The organism is Antarctobacter heliothermus, from assembly GCF_900188425.1.
GTDB lineage: Bacteria > Pseudomonadota > Alphaproteobacteria > Rhodobacterales > Rhodobacteraceae > Antarctobacter > Antarctobacter heliothermus.
Genome location: NZ_FZON01000019.1, coordinates 57,347 through 75,787, shown reverse-complemented (window position 1 = coordinate 75,787; position 18,441 = coordinate 57,347). Strand labels below are relative to the sequence as shown.

Sequence of the window (18,441 nt, the reverse complement as noted above, 5' to 3'; positions counted from 1 at the left end):
GCGTCGTCATGGTCGCGCCAACCCTGGGCGGCGAGCAGCACGCTGGTCCGGATGAGCGAGCCGAGGTCATGGACGACATCTTCCTGACGCCGCGGATCGGTCAGCTGCGGGACCATCCATTCGACGATGCCGCTGCGCTCCATGATCTCGCGCAGCACCACGGCACCGGCATCACCGGTCAGCCGCTCGGCACGGCTTTCGACGCGCAGGGACCTGTTGAAGCTCGTGGCGACCGGCTGTAGCGTTTCACCCATGGCGTGCTCCGATGGCTGCTGTCGGATTTTGTCTAGCAGCTTGATTCTACAAAGCTTTCGCGGGCACGCCAGCTATTTCCCCTGATTTGGATGAATAAGCCGGGATCAAGAATATCTGGACCTTTGCGGCGTCGAGCGGATCATCCCCGAAATGCCCCTCCCCCGGATCAGTGCCCAACGGATGCTGCCGGAACTGATACGCCAAAAGCTAGGGCATCCGGATGTCGAGCGGACGCAACAGGGCCAGAGCGCGCCATATGTCGTCCGGTTGAGCGGTTAACCCTCCCCTGATCCAGGCCGACCGTCAGTCCATTTACCTTGAGTTTACAAAGTCCGCCCCGCATAGTGGCGAGTAACATATATGTTTTACAGAAAGTTATATTCATGGCCGACTATGTACTTAGCCCGATCGTTCAATACACCAATTACGGGTCGGACGGAGATTTCGACGCAAATTCAACATGGAATGATACCATCACGGTGTCCGATGGTTCCATCGACGACAATCAATTCACGGATGGTGAGGGCGGCATCCAGATGACCTTTGCGCCGAATCCCCCACAAGGCGTCATCTATCAGGGCCAAGTTGAATACATGGGGGAATCATATCCCATATTCGAGAATTCCTCAGGCACGACCTTCGTGTTTGGTGTCCACCTTCCAGAGGCGACGTTCCCCACGGTCGCCTCGCTTGGCTCCGATACCAGCGCGTTTGCCCTTTGCTTTGCCGAGGGCACCCGGATCGCCACCCCGACAGGCGAAAGCATGGTCGAGGACCTGACAATCGGGGAGGTCGTCCTGAATGCTGTGGGCAAACCTGTCCCCGTCAAATGGATCGGGCGTCAGACTGTGCAGACCCGGTTCGTCGGGCCAAAAACCGCGCTTGTCCGCATCCGCGTAGGAGCCTTTGGCAACAACCAGCCCCACAGCGACCTGACCGTGACCGCCGATCACGGCATGGTGCAGGACGGACTGGTGATCAATGCCTCGGCGCTGGTCAACCGCGACACCATCGACTGGGTGCCGATGGCCGATCTGCCCGAGCAGTTCACCGTCTACCATGTCGAGACTGAGGCGCATGACGTGATCCTCGCCAATGGTGCGCCGTCGGAAACCTTTGTCGACTATGCGGGCCGCACGGCGTTTGACAACCACGGCGAATACCTCACCCTGTACGGGTGTGAGCGGATCGTCCCCGAAATGCCCCATCCGCGCATTTCCAGCGCCCGACATGTTCCAGAAACGATCCGGGCGCGCCTGAATAATTCGGCGGATGATGAGCTGGCTCTGACCGCTTAGTCCCTCTCTCGTGGCCGAGTGCCCCGGGCCCGAGTGTCTTGGGGCCGAGTGTCTTGGGGCCGCCAACTGGTCCCACGGCAGCCCCTTTACCGGCCTTGCGCCAGGACTGCTGCCAACATGCCTCTGATCCCAGGTTCGGATTGCGGAGGTCTCTATCGGCATCCGCGCCGCCATCACCTGTGAACTGGCCTAGTGTCACAAAAGGCCGCGCGTTTTACCGGAGACGTGATCGGGCGGCACGGCGGCTGGCAGTGATCCGCCAATTTCACGGGCAGAGATGCCGGTTTCCGCGCAAATCCTCCACACTAACGGTTTTCCTGACCTGCGCGCCCGCAGGTTCCCCCTGTAAATCAATCTTGTGACCCCATGTCTTGGGCATAAGAACGGATGAGGCAGGACAATGAGAACCCTAACACTTTTGCAGGCTGCGGCCTTGCTGATGCTGGCTGTGATCGGCGCCTATGCCGGGCAGGATGCGGGCGACCACAATTGCGCGGCGCCCGCCGCAACCGTCGAGGCCTGCGATCTCTGATCGCAGACCCCGTCTGCGGCCTCACCCTGCGTCGGGTAGCGGTGGCAGGCTGCGCAGGTAAAAGATGATGGCAGATAGATCGTCATCGGTCATCCGCGCCAGATAGCCATAGGGCATCGGCGGCATCATCTGCGCGCCGTCTGGCCGCAGCCCCTTGATGATCATGTCCGCCAGCTCTGTGTCTGAATAGACCGCCAAACCGTCCTCATGCGAAGTCAGGTTCGCCGCCACCGACGTGCCCCACGGCCCATGAAACTCAAACCCGCCAGCCCCCAGCCGGGTGTCCAGCATCGGGCCCCTGTCCCCCATCGGGGTATGACATTCCATGCAATGGGCCACAGGCCCGGCAAGATACGCACCATAGGCGACGCTGACGCCTTCGTCCGGGTGCGGCACGCTGTCGATGGGTGGGCCATAGGCGGGCGGCAGCGGGATGTTGTAGGTGCTCTTGCCCGGATCATTCTCGACCGCTGGCACCGTGCGCAGATACATCACCATGCTCATCACGTCGTCGTCTGACAATCCGCGGTACATGGCGAACGGCATCGGCGGCCCGATCACCGATCCGTCGGGGCGCAGCCCTTCGCGGATCGCTTTTGCCAGTTCCGCGTCGGTCCAGCCGCCTGCTGCGCCCGCAGGCGTGATGTTGGGCGCAATGGCTGTAAAGGCCGGATTCTTGTCGACAAACCGCCCGGACAGGGCTTGTTCCGCCACCGGGCCTTGTGGCCCCATCGGCGTATGGCAGTTGCCGCAGCCTGCCGGTCCTTCGACAAGATAGCGCCCCCGGTCAAGGCTTGGGTCGGCATGGGCAACTGCACCGGTAACAGCCAGCACAAGGCTCAGGCCCGTCAATCTGAAAATCATCGCACTCTCCCTGAAAAGAACTTCTTTGGAAACCGCATCGACTCGTACAACGGGCCAAGAATAGCGCGTTCCAAAGGAGTTTTTCAGGGAAATCTTTTCAGCGCCCCAGTGCCTCGTTCAGCTTGGGTACAAAACGTTGTTGGTAGTCAGTGCCAACCAGCGGCCCGACAAACTTGAAAACTACTGTGCCGTCGCCATCCAGGATAAAGGTCTCCGGCGGGCCGGTCACGCCCCAGTCGATGGCCGTGCGGCCTGCCGGGTCAAAAGCCACCGCGGCAAAGGGATTGCCGTCATCCTCCAGATATTTGGTCGCGTTAGCCGCCTGATCCTTGAAGTTGACGCCGACAATGCGCAGCCCGTCTTTTTGCATCTGCAACAGGACAGGATGTTCGGCGCGGCACGGCGGGCACCAGCTGGCCCAGAAGTTGACCAGAGTCACCTCACCGCCGGCCAGCATCTCCGGCGTGATGGGATCATAGCCGGTCAACGCCACTTCGGTCATCGCGGGGGCCGGTTTGCCCTCGAACATCGAATCGAGACGGTCCTTGCCATCGCGCCCCAGTCCCAAGAAGAACAACAACCCGAGCCCGGCAAAAATCAGCGGCGGCGCAATCATCAACGGAGAGAATTTAGCCATTTCTCTGACGCTCCTCGATGCGTTCCAGATTTGCCCGCACCTTACGAGCGCGCCGGACACTGGCCAACACCAGCAACAGCAACAGCGCAATCGACACGCCGTAAGACGCCAGAACAGTGGCCGCGTATTTCCCCAGTTCCGGCATCATGCCATCCGCTCCCGTGCCAATAGCGCGCGGGACCGGCGGGCGCGGATTTCGGTTTGGGTGCGCAGCAGCACCAGCGCCACAAACAGCAGGACGAATCCAATGCCCGAGATCATCAGCGGCATGAAATAGACGTTGCTGACCTTTTCGCCGGTATCCGCGCCGGTGACGGCCCCCGCCCGCAGCACCGATGATCCCTGATGCAGGCCCTGATTCCAGAACTGCACCGCGTAGCGGCTGAGAACTGCAAAGACCGATCCCACAAGGCACAGGATCGACGTCAGGTCGGCGGCGGTGTCGTCGTCTTCGATCGCCTCCCACAGGGCCATGTAGCCAAGGTAGAACAGGAACAGGATCAGGAACACGGTCAGGCGCGGATCCCAGGCCCACCACGTCCCCCACATCGGCTGCCCCCAGATCGCGCCGGTGACAAGGCCGATCACCGTCATGACAGCCCCGATCGGGGCGGCGGCGCGGGCGGCCAAGGCGCTGACATGGTGGCGGCGCACAATCCAGATCAGCGAGGCGATCAACATCATCATCCACGCGTTGATCGCCATCATGGCAGCAGGCACATGCAAATAGATGATCTTGACCGTAGAGCCCTGCCGGTAATCCTCGGGCGTAAAGAAAAATCCCCAGATCAGCCCGGTGACCAGACAGATCACTGCCGCCAGTGTCACCCAGGGCAAAAGGACGTCCGCTGTGCGGATGAACTTGACCGGATTGGCGTATTCCCAGATCGACATGGCGTCTTGGCTCCCTTTCACGGGGTTACAGCGTAAATATCGCGCGGGCGCAATACGTCACGGGTCTGCTCACCTCAGGTTGATCCGCAGGACAGCGGCGCTGGCAAAAGGCAGCAGGGCGGTGACCCCGAAACTGATCCCCGCCAGCATCAGAAGCGGCGTTTGCACCGCCAGCCCCTCGGCCCCGCGCCGCGCCACCTCTGCGCCGAATATCAGCGTCGGGACATACAGCGGCAGAACCAGAAGCGACATCAACAGCCCGCCGCGTTTCAGCCCCACGGTCAGCGCCGCGCCAAAGGTGCCGATCACCGACAGCGCGGGCGTGCCAAGGGCCAGACTGACAAACAGCCACAGGTAGCCCGGCCCGGCAAGGTTCAGCAGCACCCCCAGCAGCGGCGCGGCCAGCACCAACGGCAGGCCGGTGGTGATCCAGTGGGCCAGCGCCTTGACGCTGACGATCCCCTCCATCGGCAAGGGCGCGGTGGCCAGCAGGTCGAGGCTGCCATCCTCCCAGTCCAGCGCAAAGATCCGGTCCAGCGACAACAGGCAGGCCAGCAGCGCGCCGATCCACAACACGCCCGGCGCAATCTGCGTCAGCAACCCGGTTTGCGGGCCGACCGCAAAGGGGACCAGCACGGTGACAATCAGGAAAAACGCAAGACCAAGGCCAAAGCCACCGCCCGCCCGCACCGCCAGCCGCAGGTCCCGTGTCAGCAACGCGATCATAGAAAGGCCTCATCCTGAACGGCCGCGCGCGGTTTGGCGCGGTAAGGCGCCACGTCAAACACGTCCGCCTCGGGGATGCCCAGGTCGATATGGGTCGCCATCAACGCCGACCCGCCCTGCCCCAGATGCGCGCGCACCGCACCGGCAAACAGCGCCACCGAGTCGGTGTCCAGCGACACCGTCGGCTCATCCAGCACCCAGACCGACCGCCCGGTGACCATCAACCGCGCCAGCCCCAGCCGCCGCTTTTGCCCCGCCGACAGCGTCCCCGCCATCCGGTCCTGCAACGCCACAAGGTTGAAGGCCACCAGCGCCGCGTCGATGCCGGAATTGCCAAAGACCCGCGCCCAGAAATCCAGGTTCTCGCCCACGCTCAACATGGTTTTCAGCCCGTCCACATGGCCAGCATAGGCGATGCGTTCGCCTGCGCCAGTCACCTCACCCTGCAACGCGGGCTGCAATCCGGCCACGGTGCGCAACAGCGTGGTCTTGCCCGCGCCGTTTGGCCCGCGCAGCACCAGTGCCCGACCGGGCGCCAGAGCAAAGCTGACCCCCTCCAGAACCGGCACACCGCCGCGCGCCACCATCAGATTGCTTGCCGTCAAATCCATGACACCGGGCTTAGCCCAGCCCGCGCCGCCGCAAAAGGGCCAAGCCGCCTCCGCGACGCCATGCCCGCGATGAAACGGTTTTTCGACGAAAAATCGCCCCGACCGATCAGACCGAAAGCGCGGCTAGCGCGACCCGCCGCCCCTCGCTCAGCAAGACGTTGTAGGTGCGACAGGCTGAGGGCGAATTCATTGCGTCGATACCCAGTCCCGCCTCTTCCAGACGCGTGCGCAGACCGGCGGGTAGATGCGCCGTCTCGGCCCCGGTGCCAATGAACAGGACATCCACCGTCTCTGCCATGCTCAGCAGCGTCTCGACATCGTCCAGACCGCCCCAATCGGCGCGGCCCCGGTCCCAGACCAGCAACGGCCCCATATGGGCCACCCCGCCGACGCGGAAAAAGCCCGGCCCGTAGCCATCCACAGGCACGGCATTGGTATAGGTGATCTCATTCAGTCGCATGGCCCTCTCCTACCCCCAAACCGGCAAGCCAGACAAGGCCGCCAGCGCGATCATCACATAGGCTGCCGCGCGATACAGTCGCTCCTGATCGGGGCAAAACAGCCGGCCCCCCAGCCAGTTGCCCGCCACATTCGGCACGGCCAGAACCAGACCCAGAGCCGCGCCCGGCACTGTGACTCGACCCATGCCAGTCATGTAGCCCACAATAAGGATGTCGAAAAAGAACAGGAACAGCAGGATCGTGGCGCGGATCACTGCCACCGGCAGAGGTCGCGACATGTAGAACAGGATGACAACCGGGCCGGGAATACCTGCAACGCCGCCCAGCAGTCCCGCAGCCGCACCAATCACCGCGACCATCGTGCGCCGCACCGTGCCGCGATACCGCAATCCCAGCAGCAACACCGCAACCATACCCAGCGACACAAAGCTGACAGCGTAGCGAAAGACCTCTGGCTGAACGCGAGTCAGCACCCACAAGCCGACGGGCAGAGCCAGGGCACACCCGGTCAGCAGACGCCACAGGTCTGGTTTCTCGACCGCGCCCCACGCCCGCCGCAGATTGGGCAGCGGCCCGAAAAGATCCATGATTGTCAGGGCAAGGATGGCCCCGAAGGGGCCAAGGAACGGCGCGGCCACGGGCAAAAACACCATGGCCGTACCAAATCCGGAAAAGCCGCGCACCAAGCCACCGACAAAGGCTGCGGCCAAGATCCAGCCCAGCCCCTCCGGGGTAATCCAACCCAGCCCCTCCGGGGCCAGGTTGAAAAAATCAGGCGTCAATGTCGCCGAACTGGTTGCCGGTGGTGTCCACCGGCTTGGACCAATCGCGCTTGACCCCCAGACGCATCAGGATGGTCGAGGCGACAAAGATCGACGAATAGGTGCCCACGATCACACCCCAGATCATCGCAAAGACAAAGCCGCGGATCACGTCCCCGCCCAGCACGAACAGCGCGATCAGCGCCAACAGCGTGGTGACAGAGGTCATGAAGGTCCGGCTCAGCGTTTCGTTGATCGACAGGTTCAGCACGTCTTTCAATGTCAGCGACTTGAACTTGATCAGGTTCTCACGCACCCGGTCGAACACCACCACCGTATCGTTCAACGAATAGCCGACAATGGTCAGCAAGGCCGCGATGATCGCCAGATCGAACCGGATCTGAAGCTCTGAAAAGATGCCGATGGTAAGCACCACGTCATGCACCAAGGCCACCACAGCGCCCACGGCGAACTGCCATTCAAAGCGCAGCCATACATAGATCAGCACCGCTCCGATGGCCAAGGTCACCGCGATGGCGGCTGTTCGGATCAATTCTCCCGAAACCTTGGGACCAACGGATTCGACCGATACGAACTTGATGTCCGGCGCCACCGCGGCCAATGCCAGACGCGCGTCTTCGATCACATCGGTGCTGACGGCCTCTTCGCCGTCCTGCGCGCCGATGCGGACCATGGCGACGTTCTGATCGTCCCGAAAGTTCGGGTCGAACACTTCTGAGATCACCACATCGCCCAGCTCTAGCGCGCCAAGGGCGGCACGATAGGCACCCACGTCGACAACCTGCGTGCTTTCGGTGCGGATGGTCGTGCCGCCGCGAAAGTCGATGCCATAGTTTAGCCCCTGCATCAGAAAGCTGGCCATCGCCACAACCATCAGCAATGCCGATATGCCCAGCCACAGGACCGGACGCGAGAAGAAATCGAACTTTGTCTGTTCGGGAACCAGTTTCAGGCGCATGTCAGGACGAGCCCCCTTTATACTTCGATGGTTTTCGGACGGCGACGCTCGAACCAGATGATGATCAAGAGCCGCGTGACAAAGATCGCAGTGAAGACAGAGGTCAGGATGCCAAAGCCCAGCGTGATGGCAAAGCCGCGCACCGGACCCGAGCCCATGACATAAAGGATCACCGCCGTGATAAAGGTGGTGATGTTCGCGTCGATGATCGCCGACAGCGCCTTTTCATAGCCCAGTTCGATCGCCCGCGCAGGCCCCTTGGCGGTGCGCAGTTCCTCGCGGATGCGTTCGAACACCAGCACGTTGGCGTCAACGGCCATACCCACGGTCAAAACGATCCCCGCGATTCCCGGCAATGTCAGCGTGGCGCCGATCAGCGACAGCAGACCAAAGATCAGCGCGATGTTGAGGATCAGCGCGATATTGGCAAAGAGCCCGAACAAGCCATAGCTGAGCGCCATAAAGACCAGCACCGCGACAAAGGCCACCATCGTGGCGACCTTGCCCGCGTCGATGCTGTCCTGCCCCAGTTCCGGGCCGATTGTGCGTTCTTCAAGGAACACCATCTTGGCGGGCAGTGCACCGGCGCGCAGCAGAACGGCCAGATGGGTCGATTCCTCAACCGTGAAATTGCCGGTGATGATGCCCGATCCGCCGGGAATATGGCTCTGGATGACCGGGGCGCTGATCACCTCGTTGTCCAGAACGATGGCAAACGGAGAGCCGATGTTGTTGGCGGTATAGTCGCCGAACTTGCGTGCGCCTGATGGGTTGAAGTTGAAATTCACCGCCGGGCGGCCATTCTGGTCAAAGGCGGGCTGCGCGTTGGTCAGCTCCTCCCCCGTCACGACAGGGGCCTGTTCCAGAACGTAAAACACGCCCTCATCGTCCAGCGCAGGCACCAGTTCATTCCCCGCACCCGGGCGTTCGCTGGCATCCGTGGTGCGGCTGATCACCGGCTGAAAGGTCAGCTGCGCGGTGGTGCCGATGATGGCCTTGAGTTCCGCAGCCGATCCGATGCCGGGCACCTGGATCAGAATACGGTCAAAGCCCTGACGCTGGATCGTCGGTTCACGCGTGCCGACCTCGTCGATGCGGCGACGAATGATCTCAAGGCTTTGCTGCATGGTGCGGTTGTCCATGGCCTGCTGTTCGGCCTCGGACAGGGACACGACGATCACGTCGTCCTCTCCCCGCACGACGATGTCGGTGGATCCGGCCCCGGTCAGAGAAACAACCGGCTGCGCCAGTCCGCGCACCAGTTCCAGCGCCCGGTCCATGCCGCCGGGTTCCGAGATCTTGACCCGCAGTTCCCCCTTGTCAGGGGACGGTTGCAGCCGGATCGTGCCCACGGTGTCGCGCGCATCGCGCAACACATCGCGCACTTCGGGCCAAAACGCCTCCATGCGGGCCTCATAGACCTCCTGAACCTGAACCTCGGCCAGCAGATGCGCGCCGCCGCGCAGGTCCAGCCCCAGATTCACCAGCCCCGACGGCAGGAACGACGGCCAAGTGGCCGCCGTTGCCCGGTTCTCGGTCGTGTCGAACCCTGCATCAATCGCCTTTACGGCGTCATTGTGGGTTTCCACCCGGTTGTAAAAGACGTTTGGCGTGGCAAGGATCAGGCCGACCGCAACGGTCATCCAGATCAGCACGCGTTTCCAGAGTTCGACCTGCAGCATCGGGGATCAGCTTTCTGCTGGTTCGGTTTTCGACAGAACCTGCGCGATGGTCGCCTTGACCACGCGAACCTTGACGCCCTCGGCAATCTCGACTTCGATTTCCTTGTCGTCCTTGACCTTGACCACTTTGCCGATCAACCCGCCCTGGGTCACGACCTGATCACCACGGCGAACGGCGTTGACCATGTTCTGATGCTGTTTCATCTTCTTTTGCTGCGGACGGATCAGCAGAAAATACATGATCGCGAAGATCAGGATGAGCGGAAGAAACTGGCCGATTGCGCTTGCGTCCATTTGGGATGCTCCTGTTGAATTACGACGGGGCACCCCCCGCGAAAGCTGGCCGGAACCTATGCGCGGCGCTGGACAGATGCAAGGCGGGGCGGAGCCTTGAACCGCTTTGACGTAAAGGTGACTTTGTCGCGGCAAGGTGTGGGGAATATGCAGGCCTGTCCCGCAGAGGGATCTCACAGGCAAATGGTCGGGTTCAGCGCCCGGATAAGCCGGATCGGAGCGCACTATGCCCAGAATCATGCCCAGAACCTTCCCGGCGCTTGGCCACAGGATCGTGCTTGCCCTTGGCTGTCTGTGTTTCGCGTTCTGTCTGTCCCCCCCTGCGCGGGCCGAGGATGAGCCCGCCATCGGACGCCTGAACACAGGCGGCTACCGCATCACCGAGATGTGTACCGCGACCCTGATCGCGCCCGACCGTGCGCTGACCGCCGCCCATTGCGTCACCCGGCCAGAGGACGGCTATCTCAAACGCCTGACCGACATGGTCTTTGTCGCGGGCTGGGACGGCAGCAGCCACAAAGGCGCGGCGCGGATCAAGGCGGTGCATGTCCACCCGCAGGCGTTTTCCGGTGGTCGGTTCGATCTGGGCCACGACATCGCCGTCATTGATCTGGATGAGACGCTGGCCCCCACGCCCCTGCGCATAGGCAGCGCCGCCCTGCCCGGTCCGCTGACGCTGATGGGGTATCGCCGCTCACGGCCCCACAGGCTGACCGTCACACCGTTATGTTACGGGTCCGAGGCCTATGGCATCTGGCGCATCGGCTGCCGGGTTGAACCGGGGCAAAGCGGCGGCCCGGTGCTCTTTGGCGACGGCGCGGCCCGCCGCATCGTTGGCGTCATCGTTGCCGTCACCCGCGACGAAGAGGCGCTGGTGGTCCCATTGGACAACTGGGCCAGACAGCAACTCTCCCGACGCTAGGGCCTCATGCTGGCGGTTGGGACTGATCGAATAGGTGCAACGCGGTGCCCAGTTCCGCCACTGTCGTGTTCAACACCATCATCACTTCTTGCGACCCGGTCTCTGTCAACAGGGACACCGACACGCCCTCACTGGTCTGGGTCAACGACAGGTAGTCATCCGCCAGATCCTCCGGTTTGCTCCCGCCGGGCAGGAAGTCCGGGTCGTAGCTGACGATGGCAACACCCTCTCCCTCTTCGAAATCCTCGATCACCGTGGGAACCACCTGATCGGCATCAGAAAAACTGACGCCAAAGGCATCCGTACCTGGACCACCGACAAGCGTGTCGCCATCACTGCCCCAGACCGTATCATCGCCAAAGCCACCATCCAGCAGATCGGGCGTTTCAGCGGTGTCTCCCGGGACGACCTCACCGTAAAGATTGTCATTTCCCAGCCCGCCATACAGCGCATCCGTGCCGGTGCCGCCATAGATCGTGTCATTCCCCGGTCCACCGTACAGGGTGTCGTGAGAGTCATCGTCAAACTCATACCCCCCCAGAGATGTAATCATCTCCGCCCCCGGCCCGAACAAAGTTGCTGCCCGCGCCGAAATAGATCTCGTCGTCGCCGTCACCGCCCCGGATCACATTGTCCCCGTCACCGGCCAGGATGACGTCATCCCCGTCACTGCCCTGTATGACGTCGTCCCTGTCGGTTCCGTAAATGCTGTCTTCATCGACGCGGATCTTGCCAGAATCGTCGTCGCCTTCCTCGGTGCCACCGTCGCCGCCAAGCATCATGGTCAGGGCCAATCCGCACATCAACAAAAGAACCAGACCCATGACCATTCACCAAAATCGCCGCGCTCTATCCCCAAAAGGTACGAAGCATTCAAATCAACCTATACGCCACCATCGAGAAAAACAGCGTTTCCAAATTGATGACAAAACGGGCGTCACCCGGCGGAATGACAAAGCGCCCCGGTCCTGCCCTCTACACTCCCTTCCCAAGATCGGGCATAACCGCCCCGACTCAACCAACCTTTGGAGTGAAGTGATGCACGACATCCGCGCCATTCGCGAAAATCCCGCCGCATGGGATGCGGCCCTCTCGCGCCGTGGGCTGGAACCGATGTCGTCATCCGTGCTGGACCTCGACGCCGCCCGCCGGGCCGCGATCACCGCCGCCGAAGAGGCGCAGGCAGACCAGAACCGCGCCTCCAAGGACGTAGGCCGCGCCAAGGCCAGCGGCGATGAGGCGGAATTTGAACGCCTGCGCGCCCTCGTCGGTCAGAAAAAGGCCGAAGTGGCCGAAATGCAGGACAAGGCCAAGACGCTGGACAGCCAGCTGACCGACCTTCTCATGGGAATCCCCAACCTGCCGCACCCGGATGTGCCGGACGGCGCGGATGAGGACGACAATGTCGAAATCCACCGCTGGGGGACGCCGCGCGACTTTGATTTCGCGCCCAGGGAACACTACGACCTCGACGGCGTGAAACCGGGCATGGACTTTGAAACCGCCGCCAAACTGTCCGGCGCACGCTTTGTCGTTCTCTCGGGGGCCGTGGCCCGCATCCACCGGGCGCTGGCGCAGTTCATGCTCGACACCCATGTCGAGGACAACGGCCTGACAGAGACATGGACCCCGGTCCTTGTCCGCCCGGAGATGATGTATGGCACCGGCCAACTGCCGAAATTTGGCGAGGACAGCTATGAGACCACCAATGGCTGGTGGCTGATCCCCACCTCCGAGGTGACACTGACCAATATCGTCAATGGTCTGGTCGTCGATGAGGGCACCCTGCCCCGCCGCTACGTTGCCCATTCGCAATGCTTCAGGTCCGAGGCAGGCAGCGCAGGCCGCGACACCGCCGGGATGCTGCGCCAGCACCAGTTCGAAAAGGTCGAAATGGTCTCGATCACCAAACCCCAAGACAGCCTTGCGGAACATGACCGCATGACCGGCTGCGCGCAGGGTATCCTTGAACGGCTGGGCCTGCCTTATCGCACCGTGGCGCTGTGTTCCGGCGACATGGGTTTCGGCGCGCAACGCACCCATGACATCGAGGTCTGGCTGCCCGGTCAGAACACCTATCGTGAGATCAGCTCTGTCTCGGTCTGCGGTGACTTTCAGGCCCGGCGCATGAATGCCCGCTTCAAACCGGGCGAAGGCGGCAAGCCGGAATTTGTACATACCCTGAACGGATCCGGTCTGGCTGTGGGACGTTGCCTGATCGCCGTGCTGGAAAACGGCCAACAGGCGGATGGGTCGGTCGACCTTCCAGAGGCCCTGCATCCCTACCTGCGCGGCCACACCCGCCTGACCGCCGAGGGCACCCTGGCATGAGCCGCCTCTGGGCCCTCCTCTGTCTGCTTGCGGCAGTCAGCTTTGCGGCCTCACCCTGGCTCGCGCCGGGATTCAACGGGTTTGAGGCCTCGCAGTTTCCCGTGCCGCTCGAAGACCCTCCAGTGCAACCAGCGGGCTATGCCTTTGCGATCTGGGGGCTGATCTATGTCTGGCTGATTGTCGGCACAGGCTTTGGTCTGCTCCGACGCGGCGACGACATCGATTGGATGCCGATGCGCCAACCGCTTTTCGTCAGCCTCGCTGTCGGGACAATCTGGCTGCCCGTGGCACAGCTTTCCCCGGTTTTGGCCACGGTGCTGATCTGGATCATGCTGGCCAGCGCGCTGGTGGCCCTTGGCCGTGTCGGAGACACCGATCGCTGGCTGCAACAGGGGCCGGTGGCGGTCTACGCCGGCTGGCTTTCGGCTGCGGCCTGCGTGGCGCTTGGTGTGCTGATTGGCGGCTACGGCTGGATGCCTCCCACCCCGGCGGCGCTGCTGTCGCTTGCCCTCTGCATGGCGCTTTCGGTGACAGTGCAGTACCGCCTGCACCGCGCCCCGGAATACGGCATCACTGTGATTTGGGCGCTGGTGGGTGTGGTCGTGGCCAATTGGCAACCCTTCAACGCCGCTGTCACCTTGCTGGCCCTGGTGGGCATGATCGCTATCCTAGGCGTCCGCGCCACCGATACAGAGTAACACCGCACCGACAACGCCCCGGTCAAGGGACGCACTCTAATTGGGCGCCGTGCGGACAGGCAAAATGAACCTGACCGCCCATGGACCGCGCGACCAAATCGGCGCGCAGGTCTTTCAGGGGAACCACACGCGCGTGACACCCTGCCCCGGACCAAAGGACCGGACCCAAGGGTGCGCCAGGATACCGGGCGGCGAACAGCTCCGAATATGGTCTACTGGCCACGCCCGATACCGGCCACCGCCTGCCCCGGGCGACTGCCGCCCCGAAGTCCGCAAGCCTGTTCATTGGTGAATCAGGAAGCGTCCAACGCGCCGACAGGCAGGTCTCCACAGGCACGTCTCCAGGGGCGTTACGCGGCAGGGTCGGCGGGCGGGCGATGTTGCGGTCCGCAGGGCCGTGACGAGTCCCGTCCGACACCCCCGGCCCCTTGGTCACAACACGCCCAGTCCGGTCAGTCCTTCTTCGCCTGCAACTTGCCGAGGTGTTTCTTCAACGCACCCGCATTCCGTTTCTTGCGACCCTTGTAGGGGTTCTTGTCCCCCTGCCCGCGCATGGTCAGCCGGATCGGCGTGCCGGGCATGTCGAAATCCTCGCGTAGCGCGTTCACAAGATACCGCGAATAGCTTTCGGGCAGCTTGTCTGGATGCGAACACATCACGACAAACCCCGGCGGCCGGGTTTTGACCTGCGTCATGTAACGCAGCTTGATCCGGCGGCCCTGCGGCGCGGGGGGCGGATGCCTCTGCACCATGCCCTCCAGCCAGCGGTTCAGTTGCGCTGTCGGCACACGCCGGTTCCAGACCTCATAGGCCTTCATCACCGCCGCCTGCAACTTGTCCAGCCCCTTGCCCGTCCGGGCCGAAACCGTCACCAAAGGCGCGCCACGCAGCTGCGGCAGCACATGTTCAAACTGCTCGCGCAGCCAGCGCAGCTTGTCCTGCTTCTCGTCCTCGATGTCCCACTTGTTGACCGCGACCACCACCGCGCGCCCCTCACGCTCGGCCAGATCGGCGATCTTGAGGTCCTGGGTCTCGAACGGGATCGCCGCGTCCAGCAGAACCACCACAACCTCGGCGAATTTCACCGCGCGGATACCGTCAGAGACCGACAGCTTCTCCAGCTTTTCCTGAACCTTCGCGCGACGCCGCATTCCGGCGGTGTCAAAGATCCGCACAGGCACGCCGCTCCACTCCATCTGGACGGAAATCGCGTCTCGGGTGATCCCGGCCTCTGGCCCGGTCAGCAGACGATCCTCGCCGAGGAGCGCGTTGACCAGCGTCGACTTACCCGCATTGGGGCGACCCACGACGGCAATCTGCAACGGTTTGTCGGCGGTTGGCTTGCGCAGTTCGGTCTCGCCGGCTTCTGCCTCTTCTTCGCTCAGCGTGACCTCGACCTCGGGGGCTTCCTCCTGGGCGCGTTCCTCATAGGCATCCGCCAGAGGCACCAGCATGGAGTACAGGTCATGCATTCCCTCGCCGTGTTCGGCCGACAGCCGGACAGGCTCCCCCAGACCCAATGAATAAGCCTCGATCACGCCCGCATCCGCCGCCGATCCTTCGCCCTTGTTGGCAGCCAGGATCACATGCTTTGCCCGCTTGCGCAGAATCTCGGCAAAGACCTGATCATCGGGCAGAATACCGGCGCGTGCGTCGATCATGAACAGGCAGACATCCGCCGCGTCCACCGCACGCTCGGTCAGTCGCCGCATCCGCGCGGGCAGCGAATCGTCGGTCTCGTTCTCCAGACCGGCGGTGTCGATCACGGTGAACCGCAGATCCACCAGCCGCGCCTCACCTTCGCGCAGGTCGCGGGTCACACCCGGCTGGTCATCGACCAGTGCAAGACGCCGCCCCACAAGGCGGTTGAACAGGGTCGACTTGCCCACATTGGGGCGGCCGACGATGGCTAGAGAGAAGGACATGGAGCGGCTCCGAAGATCAAGAGCGCGGCTTAACGCATTTTCCAGCCCAGTGAAAGAGGCGCCATTGCGGCTCTGCGCGTCCGGCATGTCCCCAGTCTGAAATACACCGCGCAGCACGCATTTGCTCAGTCAGGGCAACGCCCCGGCCCGAGACCAAGGCCGCAAGATCGCCGGTCGAGACATCAAGCGCGCGCCGCAGGCGCGCACAATCAGATCACTTGCGGATCACAGGTCAGCGAAAGGCGTGCAACACACCCTTGCGAGAGACAACATACAAGGTGCCTCCGGCCACAACGGGGCGTGTCGTGGCACCGCCGGGAATGGCAACTTCCTGCAGCAGAGCGCCATCAACCGGATTAAAGGCACGAATCTTTCCGTCCGTACTGGCCACGATCAACCGCCCGCCGGCCAAAACAGGTCCGTGGTTGGCAAAGGACCCGTCGCGACGGCGGTTCGGATTGCGTTTGGGTTCATAGCCCGGCAGATCGCGTTTCCAGATTTCCTGCCCGGTGTCACTGTGCAGCCGCACCAGTTCATTCAGATCGGTCACAAAGAACACCGAATCGCCAGCCGGCCACATCGGACCCAGCGCGCCGTGTTTCGCAGTCCACAGACGTTCGCCGTTGTAGATCGACAACGCGACAGAGCGACCTGCGTGGTTGGCCGCATAGACACGATCCCCCGAAATCACCGGATCGCCGGTCACATCGTTGATGCCCGCAATGGTGAACCCGTTACGACGGCCCAGCAGCTCGGCATTCCAGACCCGCAGTCCGCCCTGACGGAAGGCACCAGAGACCGCGCCAGTGCCGAAGGCAAAGACCACATATTTGTCGTTGACCGCAGGCGCCGGAGCCCCGGCGATGTTGTTGAAGTTGTCGCCGCTGTCGAATTGCCAGCGCACCCGGCCATCCCCCGCCTCGATCGCCCAGGCCGTGCTGTCCCCGGAAATCACATAGACCAGACCGTCACGATAGCTTGGCGCGCCCGTGGCGGTGTTGTTCAGATCCTGTTCCCACAACATCTGGCCGCTTGCCGGGTCCAGCGCAGTCAACATTCCAAAACCGGAAGAAACAAACAGCTTGCCGTCGCCATAGGCCAGTCCGCCGCCCTGCCCTTCGGGGGCCTTGTCACGCTGCGGGATCAGCACCTTGCTCCACAGCGCCTGACCGGCGGTCGAGGTCGCGCGCACCTGATGGTTCGCGTCCATGGTATAGATACGCCCACCAGCCACGATGGGATCGGCGTTAAGCCGGGTCTTGCGCCCGTCGCCCGCGCCGATCGGCACGGAGAACAGCGGCGAGAGCGCCGCCCCAAGCGTCGCGTTGGTGACCCGCACATGCGGCGACACCGGACTTTGCGCCCAGTCGGCATTTGTCACCGTGGCGGGGGCAGAAAAGCCGCGTGCCTGCGGACCTGCGGCCTCGGCCGGTGTGCCCTCTTCGGCGTAGTCACCGCTGAGAACATCGCGGACGTTCAGCCGGTCACCCGGAAGGATCGGTTCGCGATCGGCGCAGCCAGCCAGCACCAGCGCGGCCAGCGGGAACAGCAGAGAGGTCTTGCGCAGCATTAAAATGCCCCTTTCGTCACCTGCCGGGGTCCGTCCCCCCGGTCAACAGCTCCGCACGGTCGCGGGCTCAGTTGGCCGGGGCGTCCCCGCCCAGTGCCACAATCAGTTGCGAGGCGCGTCGGCGCAAGCCCTGCGTTGCTTCGCTGTCCTCGGCCAGCGCTTGCAGGCGCGTCAGTGCCGCCTCCCGCGCGCCAGTTTCGATCTCGATCAAGGCCAGTTGTTCCTCGGCCAAAAGGCGTAGTGGCTGACCGGGAACGGCCAGTGCCTCCAGCCCGGTGCGGCGTTCTTCCACGGACAGGACACCTGCACCACGGGTCAGGGCCTTGTAGCTGGCGATCTGGCGATAAATCGCCGGGATCTCTGTGTTGGCGGCCACGGCTTGCAGGCGGGCAACCGCCTCTGCATCGTTGCCGTCCCCGGCCTCTTCTGCGGCCGTCAGCAGGGCAAGCACCGCCGCCCCCCCGGACGTGGGCGCATCGACCTTGGCCAGCGCTTCGATCCGGGCAGCCGCGTCCTCACCCTCAAGCGCGGTCAGAATGCCGTCTCCGAAAGTCTGCGCGCGCGCCTCTTCTGAGGCAATGCGGTACTCGCGGTAAGCGGTGCCGCCGACGATCAGAAGCACGATCACCACGCCAACCCAGCCCCACTTGCGCAACGTCGCAAACAAGCGGTCGCGTTTGACCTCTTCGGTCACTTCGTCGATGAAACTGTCAGCGTCGCTCACGCGGGCCCCCTCCGGTCGGTTTTCCCTCTCTTACATGCACCGTCGCGCAGTGCCAAGTCGCGATGGCGCCCCTGCGCTACGGTCCCGTCATGCCATGTGTAGTCGTGTCCGGGTGGGTAATCCTGTGCGTCCGACACAATTGTTGCTGAAAACTACATTCAATTGACGAAAAACCGCCGTTTTCCCCTGCAAATGCCGAGGGTGCGCTTGAAGCAAGCCAAACAGCGCCCTAAACCTAAACCGAACGGTTCAGGTCACGTTATTCAGGTGACCGGTT

General features: G+C 62.9%; 22 protein-coding genes. 5 read left to right on the top strand and 17 right to left on the bottom strand.

The annotated features are described in order from the left end of the window. The coding region (locus CHB90_RS11825; RefSeq protein WP_212591593.1) for a transposase at window positions 1-254 on the bottom strand (254 nt) is incomplete at its 3' end. A 384-nt stretch (window positions 255-638) separates the two neighbouring features. On the opposite strand from CHB90_RS11825, the gene CHB90_RS11820 reads away from it, so the two are divergent. Beyond that, the gene (locus CHB90_RS11820; protein ID WP_245823231.1) at window positions 639-1,553 is read left to right on the top strand and encodes a Hint domain-containing protein; all 915 of its coding nucleotides are present in this window, start codon (window positions 639-641) and stop codon (window positions 1,551-1,553) included. A gap of 400 nt (window positions 1,554-1,953) precedes the next feature. Further along, complete coding sequence (locus CHB90_RS27320; protein WP_281256101.1) at window positions 1,954-2,085, top strand: hypothetical protein; 132 nt, start codon at window positions 1,954-1,956, stop codon at window positions 2,083-2,085. A gap of 21 nt (window positions 2,086-2,106) precedes the next feature. Here CHB90_RS27320 and CHB90_RS11815 read toward each other — a convergent pair whose 3' ends face one another. The 11 genes from CHB90_RS11815 to yajC form a co-directional block, all read right to left on the bottom strand. Next, the gene (locus CHB90_RS11815) at window positions 2,107-2,949 is read right to left on the bottom strand and encodes a c-type cytochrome (RefSeq protein ID WP_089278077.1); all 843 of its coding nucleotides are present in this window, start codon (window positions 2,947-2,949) and stop codon (window positions 2,107-2,109) included. A gap of 97 nt (window positions 2,950-3,046) precedes the next feature. Continuing rightward, the gene (locus CHB90_RS11810; RefSeq protein ID WP_089278076.1) at window positions 3,047-3,586 is read right to left on the bottom strand and encodes a DsbE family thiol:disulfide interchange protein; all 540 of its coding nucleotides are present in this window, start codon (window positions 3,584-3,586) and stop codon (window positions 3,047-3,049) included. Continuing rightward, window positions 3,579-3,734, bottom strand: a complete 156-nt coding sequence (gene ccmD / locus CHB90_RS11805) for a heme exporter protein CcmD (protein ID WP_170941049.1) — start codon at window positions 3,732-3,734, stop codon at window positions 3,579-3,581. The genes CHB90_RS11810 and ccmD overlap by 8 nt, the downstream gene beginning before the upstream one ends. After that, window positions 3,731-4,480 (bottom strand): heme ABC transporter permease CcmC, encoded by a 750-nt coding sequence (gene ccmC, locus CHB90_RS11800; protein WP_089278074.1) that lies wholly within the window; start codon window positions 4,478-4,480, stop codon window positions 3,731-3,733. Before ccmC ends, ccmD begins: the two co-directional genes overlap by 4 nt. A 69-nt stretch (window positions 4,481-4,549) precedes the next feature. Next, a complete protein-coding gene (gene ccmB, locus CHB90_RS11795) occupies window positions 4,550-5,206 on the bottom strand; it encodes a heme exporter protein CcmB (RefSeq protein WP_089278073.1) in 657 nt (218 codons plus the stop codon). Then, the gene (ccmA, locus tag CHB90_RS11790; RefSeq protein ID WP_089278072.1) at window positions 5,203-5,817 is read right to left on the bottom strand and encodes a heme ABC exporter ATP-binding protein CcmA; all 615 of its coding nucleotides are present in this window, start codon (window positions 5,815-5,817) and stop codon (window positions 5,203-5,205) included. Before ccmA ends, ccmB begins: the two co-directional genes overlap by 4 nt. A 106-nt stretch (window positions 5,818-5,923) precedes the next feature. Further along, window positions 5,924-6,277 carry an Mth938-like domain-containing protein gene (locus CHB90_RS11785; RefSeq protein WP_089278071.1) on the bottom strand — a complete coding sequence of 118 codons (354 nt, stop codon included), beginning with the start codon at window positions 6,275-6,277 and terminating at the stop codon, window positions 5,924-5,926. A gap of 9 nt (window positions 6,278-6,286) precedes the next feature. Beyond that, on the bottom strand, window positions 6,287-7,060 hold the full coding sequence (locus CHB90_RS11780) for a sulfite exporter TauE/SafE family protein (RefSeq protein ID WP_245823230.1): 774 nt from the start codon (window positions 7,058-7,060) through the stop codon (window positions 6,287-6,289). Further along, window positions 7,050-8,018, bottom strand: coding sequence for a protein translocase subunit SecF (gene secF / locus CHB90_RS11775; RefSeq protein ID WP_089278070.1), 969 nt, complete (start codon window positions 8,016-8,018; stop codon window positions 7,050-7,052). The genes CHB90_RS11780 and secF overlap by 11 nt, the downstream gene beginning before the upstream one ends. Window positions 8,019-8,035: 17 nt before the next feature. Further along, entirely contained in the window at window positions 8,036-9,700 is a 1,665-nt protein-coding gene (gene secD, locus CHB90_RS11770) for a protein translocase subunit SecD (protein WP_089278069.1), read from the bottom strand. Window positions 9,701-9,706: 6 nt separating this feature from the next. Then, window positions 9,707-9,994 (bottom strand): preprotein translocase subunit YajC, encoded by a 288-nt coding sequence (gene yajC, locus CHB90_RS11765; protein WP_089278068.1) that lies wholly within the window; start codon window positions 9,992-9,994, stop codon window positions 9,707-9,709. A gap of 226 nt (window positions 9,995-10,220) precedes the next feature. On the opposite strand from yajC, the gene CHB90_RS11760 reads away from it, so the two are divergent. Next, window positions 10,221-10,916 (top strand): trypsin-like serine peptidase, encoded by a 696-nt coding sequence (locus tag CHB90_RS11760; protein WP_089278067.1) that lies wholly within the window; start codon window positions 10,221-10,223, stop codon window positions 10,914-10,916. Window positions 10,917-10,920: 4 nt separating this feature from the next. Here CHB90_RS11760 and CHB90_RS11755 read toward each other — a convergent pair whose 3' ends face one another. Both CHB90_RS11755 and CHB90_RS11750 read right to left on the bottom strand, forming a co-directional pair. Further along, window positions 10,921-11,469: a calcium-binding protein gene (locus CHB90_RS11755; RefSeq protein ID WP_089278066.1), complete on the bottom strand. Its 549-nt coding sequence runs from the start codon at window positions 11,467-11,469 to the stop codon at window positions 10,921-10,923. Next, window positions 11,444-11,740 (bottom strand): calcium-binding protein, encoded by a 297-nt coding sequence (locus tag CHB90_RS11750; protein ID WP_089278065.1) that lies wholly within the window; start codon window positions 11,738-11,740, stop codon window positions 11,444-11,446. Before CHB90_RS11750 ends, CHB90_RS11755 begins: the two co-directional genes overlap by 26 nt. A gap of 214 nt (window positions 11,741-11,954) precedes the next feature. On the opposite strand from CHB90_RS11750, the gene serS reads away from it, so the two are divergent. Both serS and CHB90_RS11740 read left to right on the top strand, forming a co-directional pair. Then, window positions 11,955-13,247, top strand: a complete 1,293-nt coding sequence (serS, locus tag CHB90_RS11745; protein ID WP_089278064.1) for a serine--tRNA ligase — start codon at window positions 11,955-11,957, stop codon at window positions 13,245-13,247. Then, window positions 13,244-13,945, top strand: coding sequence for a hypothetical protein (locus CHB90_RS11740; protein WP_089278063.1), 702 nt, complete (start codon window positions 13,244-13,246; stop codon window positions 13,943-13,945). Before serS ends, CHB90_RS11740 begins: the two co-directional genes overlap by 4 nt. Window positions 13,946-14,397: 452 nt before the next feature. Here CHB90_RS11740 and der read toward each other — a convergent pair whose 3' ends face one another. The 3 genes from der to CHB90_RS11725 form a co-directional block, all read right to left on the bottom strand. Continuing rightward, window positions 14,398-15,870 (bottom strand): ribosome biogenesis GTPase Der, encoded by a 1,473-nt coding sequence (gene der, locus CHB90_RS11735; protein WP_089278082.1) that lies wholly within the window; start codon window positions 15,868-15,870, stop codon window positions 14,398-14,400. A 232-nt stretch (window positions 15,871-16,102) separates the two neighbouring features. After that, complete coding sequence (locus CHB90_RS11730) at window positions 16,103-17,440, bottom strand: PQQ-like beta-propeller repeat protein (protein WP_089278062.1); 1,338 nt, start codon at window positions 17,438-17,440, stop codon at window positions 16,103-16,105. Between the two features lie 67 nt (window positions 17,441-17,507). Further along, entirely contained in the window at window positions 17,508-18,164 is a 657-nt protein-coding gene (locus tag CHB90_RS11725; protein WP_089278061.1) for a hypothetical protein, read from the bottom strand. Window positions 18,165-18,441 lie beyond the last annotated feature (277 nt).

Excerpts from the sequence above, each read along its gene's own strand:
- secD (WP_089278069.1), bottom strand. The coding sequence starts at position 9,700 with ATGCTGCAGGTCGAACTCTGGAAACGCGTGCTGATCTGGATGACCGTT.
- CHB90_RS11730 (WP_089278062.1), bottom strand. The coding sequence starts at position 17,440 with ATGCTGCGCAAGACCTCTCTGCTGTTCCCGCTGGCCGCGCTGGTGCTG.
- secF (WP_089278070.1), bottom strand. The coding sequence starts at position 8,018 with ATGCGCCTGAAACTGGTTCCCGAACAGACAAAGTTCGATTTCTTCTCG.
- CHB90_RS11785 (WP_089278071.1), bottom strand. The coding sequence starts at position 6,277 with ATGCGACTGAATGAGATCACCTATACCAATGCCGTGCCTGTGGATGGC.
- ccmB (WP_089278073.1), bottom strand. The coding sequence starts at position 5,206 with ATGATCGCGTTGCTGACACGGGACCTGCGGCTGGCGGTGCGGGCGGGC.
- CHB90_RS11810 (WP_089278076.1), bottom strand. The coding sequence starts at position 3,586 with ATGGCTAAATTCTCTCCGTTGATGATTGCGCCGCCGCTGATTTTTGCC.
- CHB90_RS11755 (WP_089278066.1), bottom strand. The coding sequence starts at position 11,469 with ATGATTACATCTCTGGGGGGGTATGAGTTTGACGATGACTCTCACGAC.
- der (WP_089278082.1), bottom strand. The coding sequence starts at position 15,870 with ATGTCCTTCTCTCTAGCCATCGTCGGCCGCCCCAATGTGGGCAAGTCG.
- CHB90_RS27320 (WP_281256101.1), top strand. The coding sequence starts at position 1,954 with ATGAGAACCCTAACACTTTTGCAGGCTGCGGCCTTGCTGATGCTGGCT.
- ccmC (WP_089278074.1), bottom strand. The coding sequence starts at position 4,480 with ATGTCGATCTGGGAATACGCCAATCCGGTCAAGTTCATCCGCACAGCG.
- CHB90_RS11750 (WP_089278065.1), bottom strand. The coding sequence starts at position 11,740 with ATGGGTCTGGTTCTTTTGTTGATGTGCGGATTGGCCCTGACCATGATG.
- CHB90_RS11760 (WP_089278067.1), top strand. The coding sequence starts at position 10,221 with ATGCCCAGAATCATGCCCAGAACCTTCCCGGCGCTTGGCCACAGGATC.
- serS (WP_089278064.1), top strand. The coding sequence starts at position 11,955 with ATGCACGACATCCGCGCCATTCGCGAAAATCCCGCCGCATGGGATGCG.
- CHB90_RS11740 (WP_089278063.1), top strand. The coding sequence starts at position 13,244 with ATGAGCCGCCTCTGGGCCCTCCTCTGTCTGCTTGCGGCAGTCAGCTTT.
- yajC (WP_089278068.1), bottom strand. The coding sequence starts at position 9,994 with ATGGACGCAAGCGCAATCGGCCAGTTTCTTCCGCTCATCCTGATCTTC.
- ccmA (WP_089278072.1), bottom strand. The coding sequence starts at position 5,817 with ATGGATTTGACGGCAAGCAATCTGATGGTGGCGCGCGGCGGTGTGCCG.
- CHB90_RS11820 (WP_245823231.1), top strand. The coding sequence starts at position 639 with ATGGCCGACTATGTACTTAGCCCGATCGTTCAATACACCAATTACGGG.
- ccmD (WP_170941049.1), bottom strand. The coding sequence starts at position 3,734 with ATGATGCCGGAACTGGGGAAATACGCGGCCACTGTTCTGGCGTCTTAC.
- CHB90_RS11815 (WP_089278077.1), bottom strand. The coding sequence starts at position 2,949 with ATGATTTTCAGATTGACGGGCCTGAGCCTTGTGCTGGCTGTTACCGGT.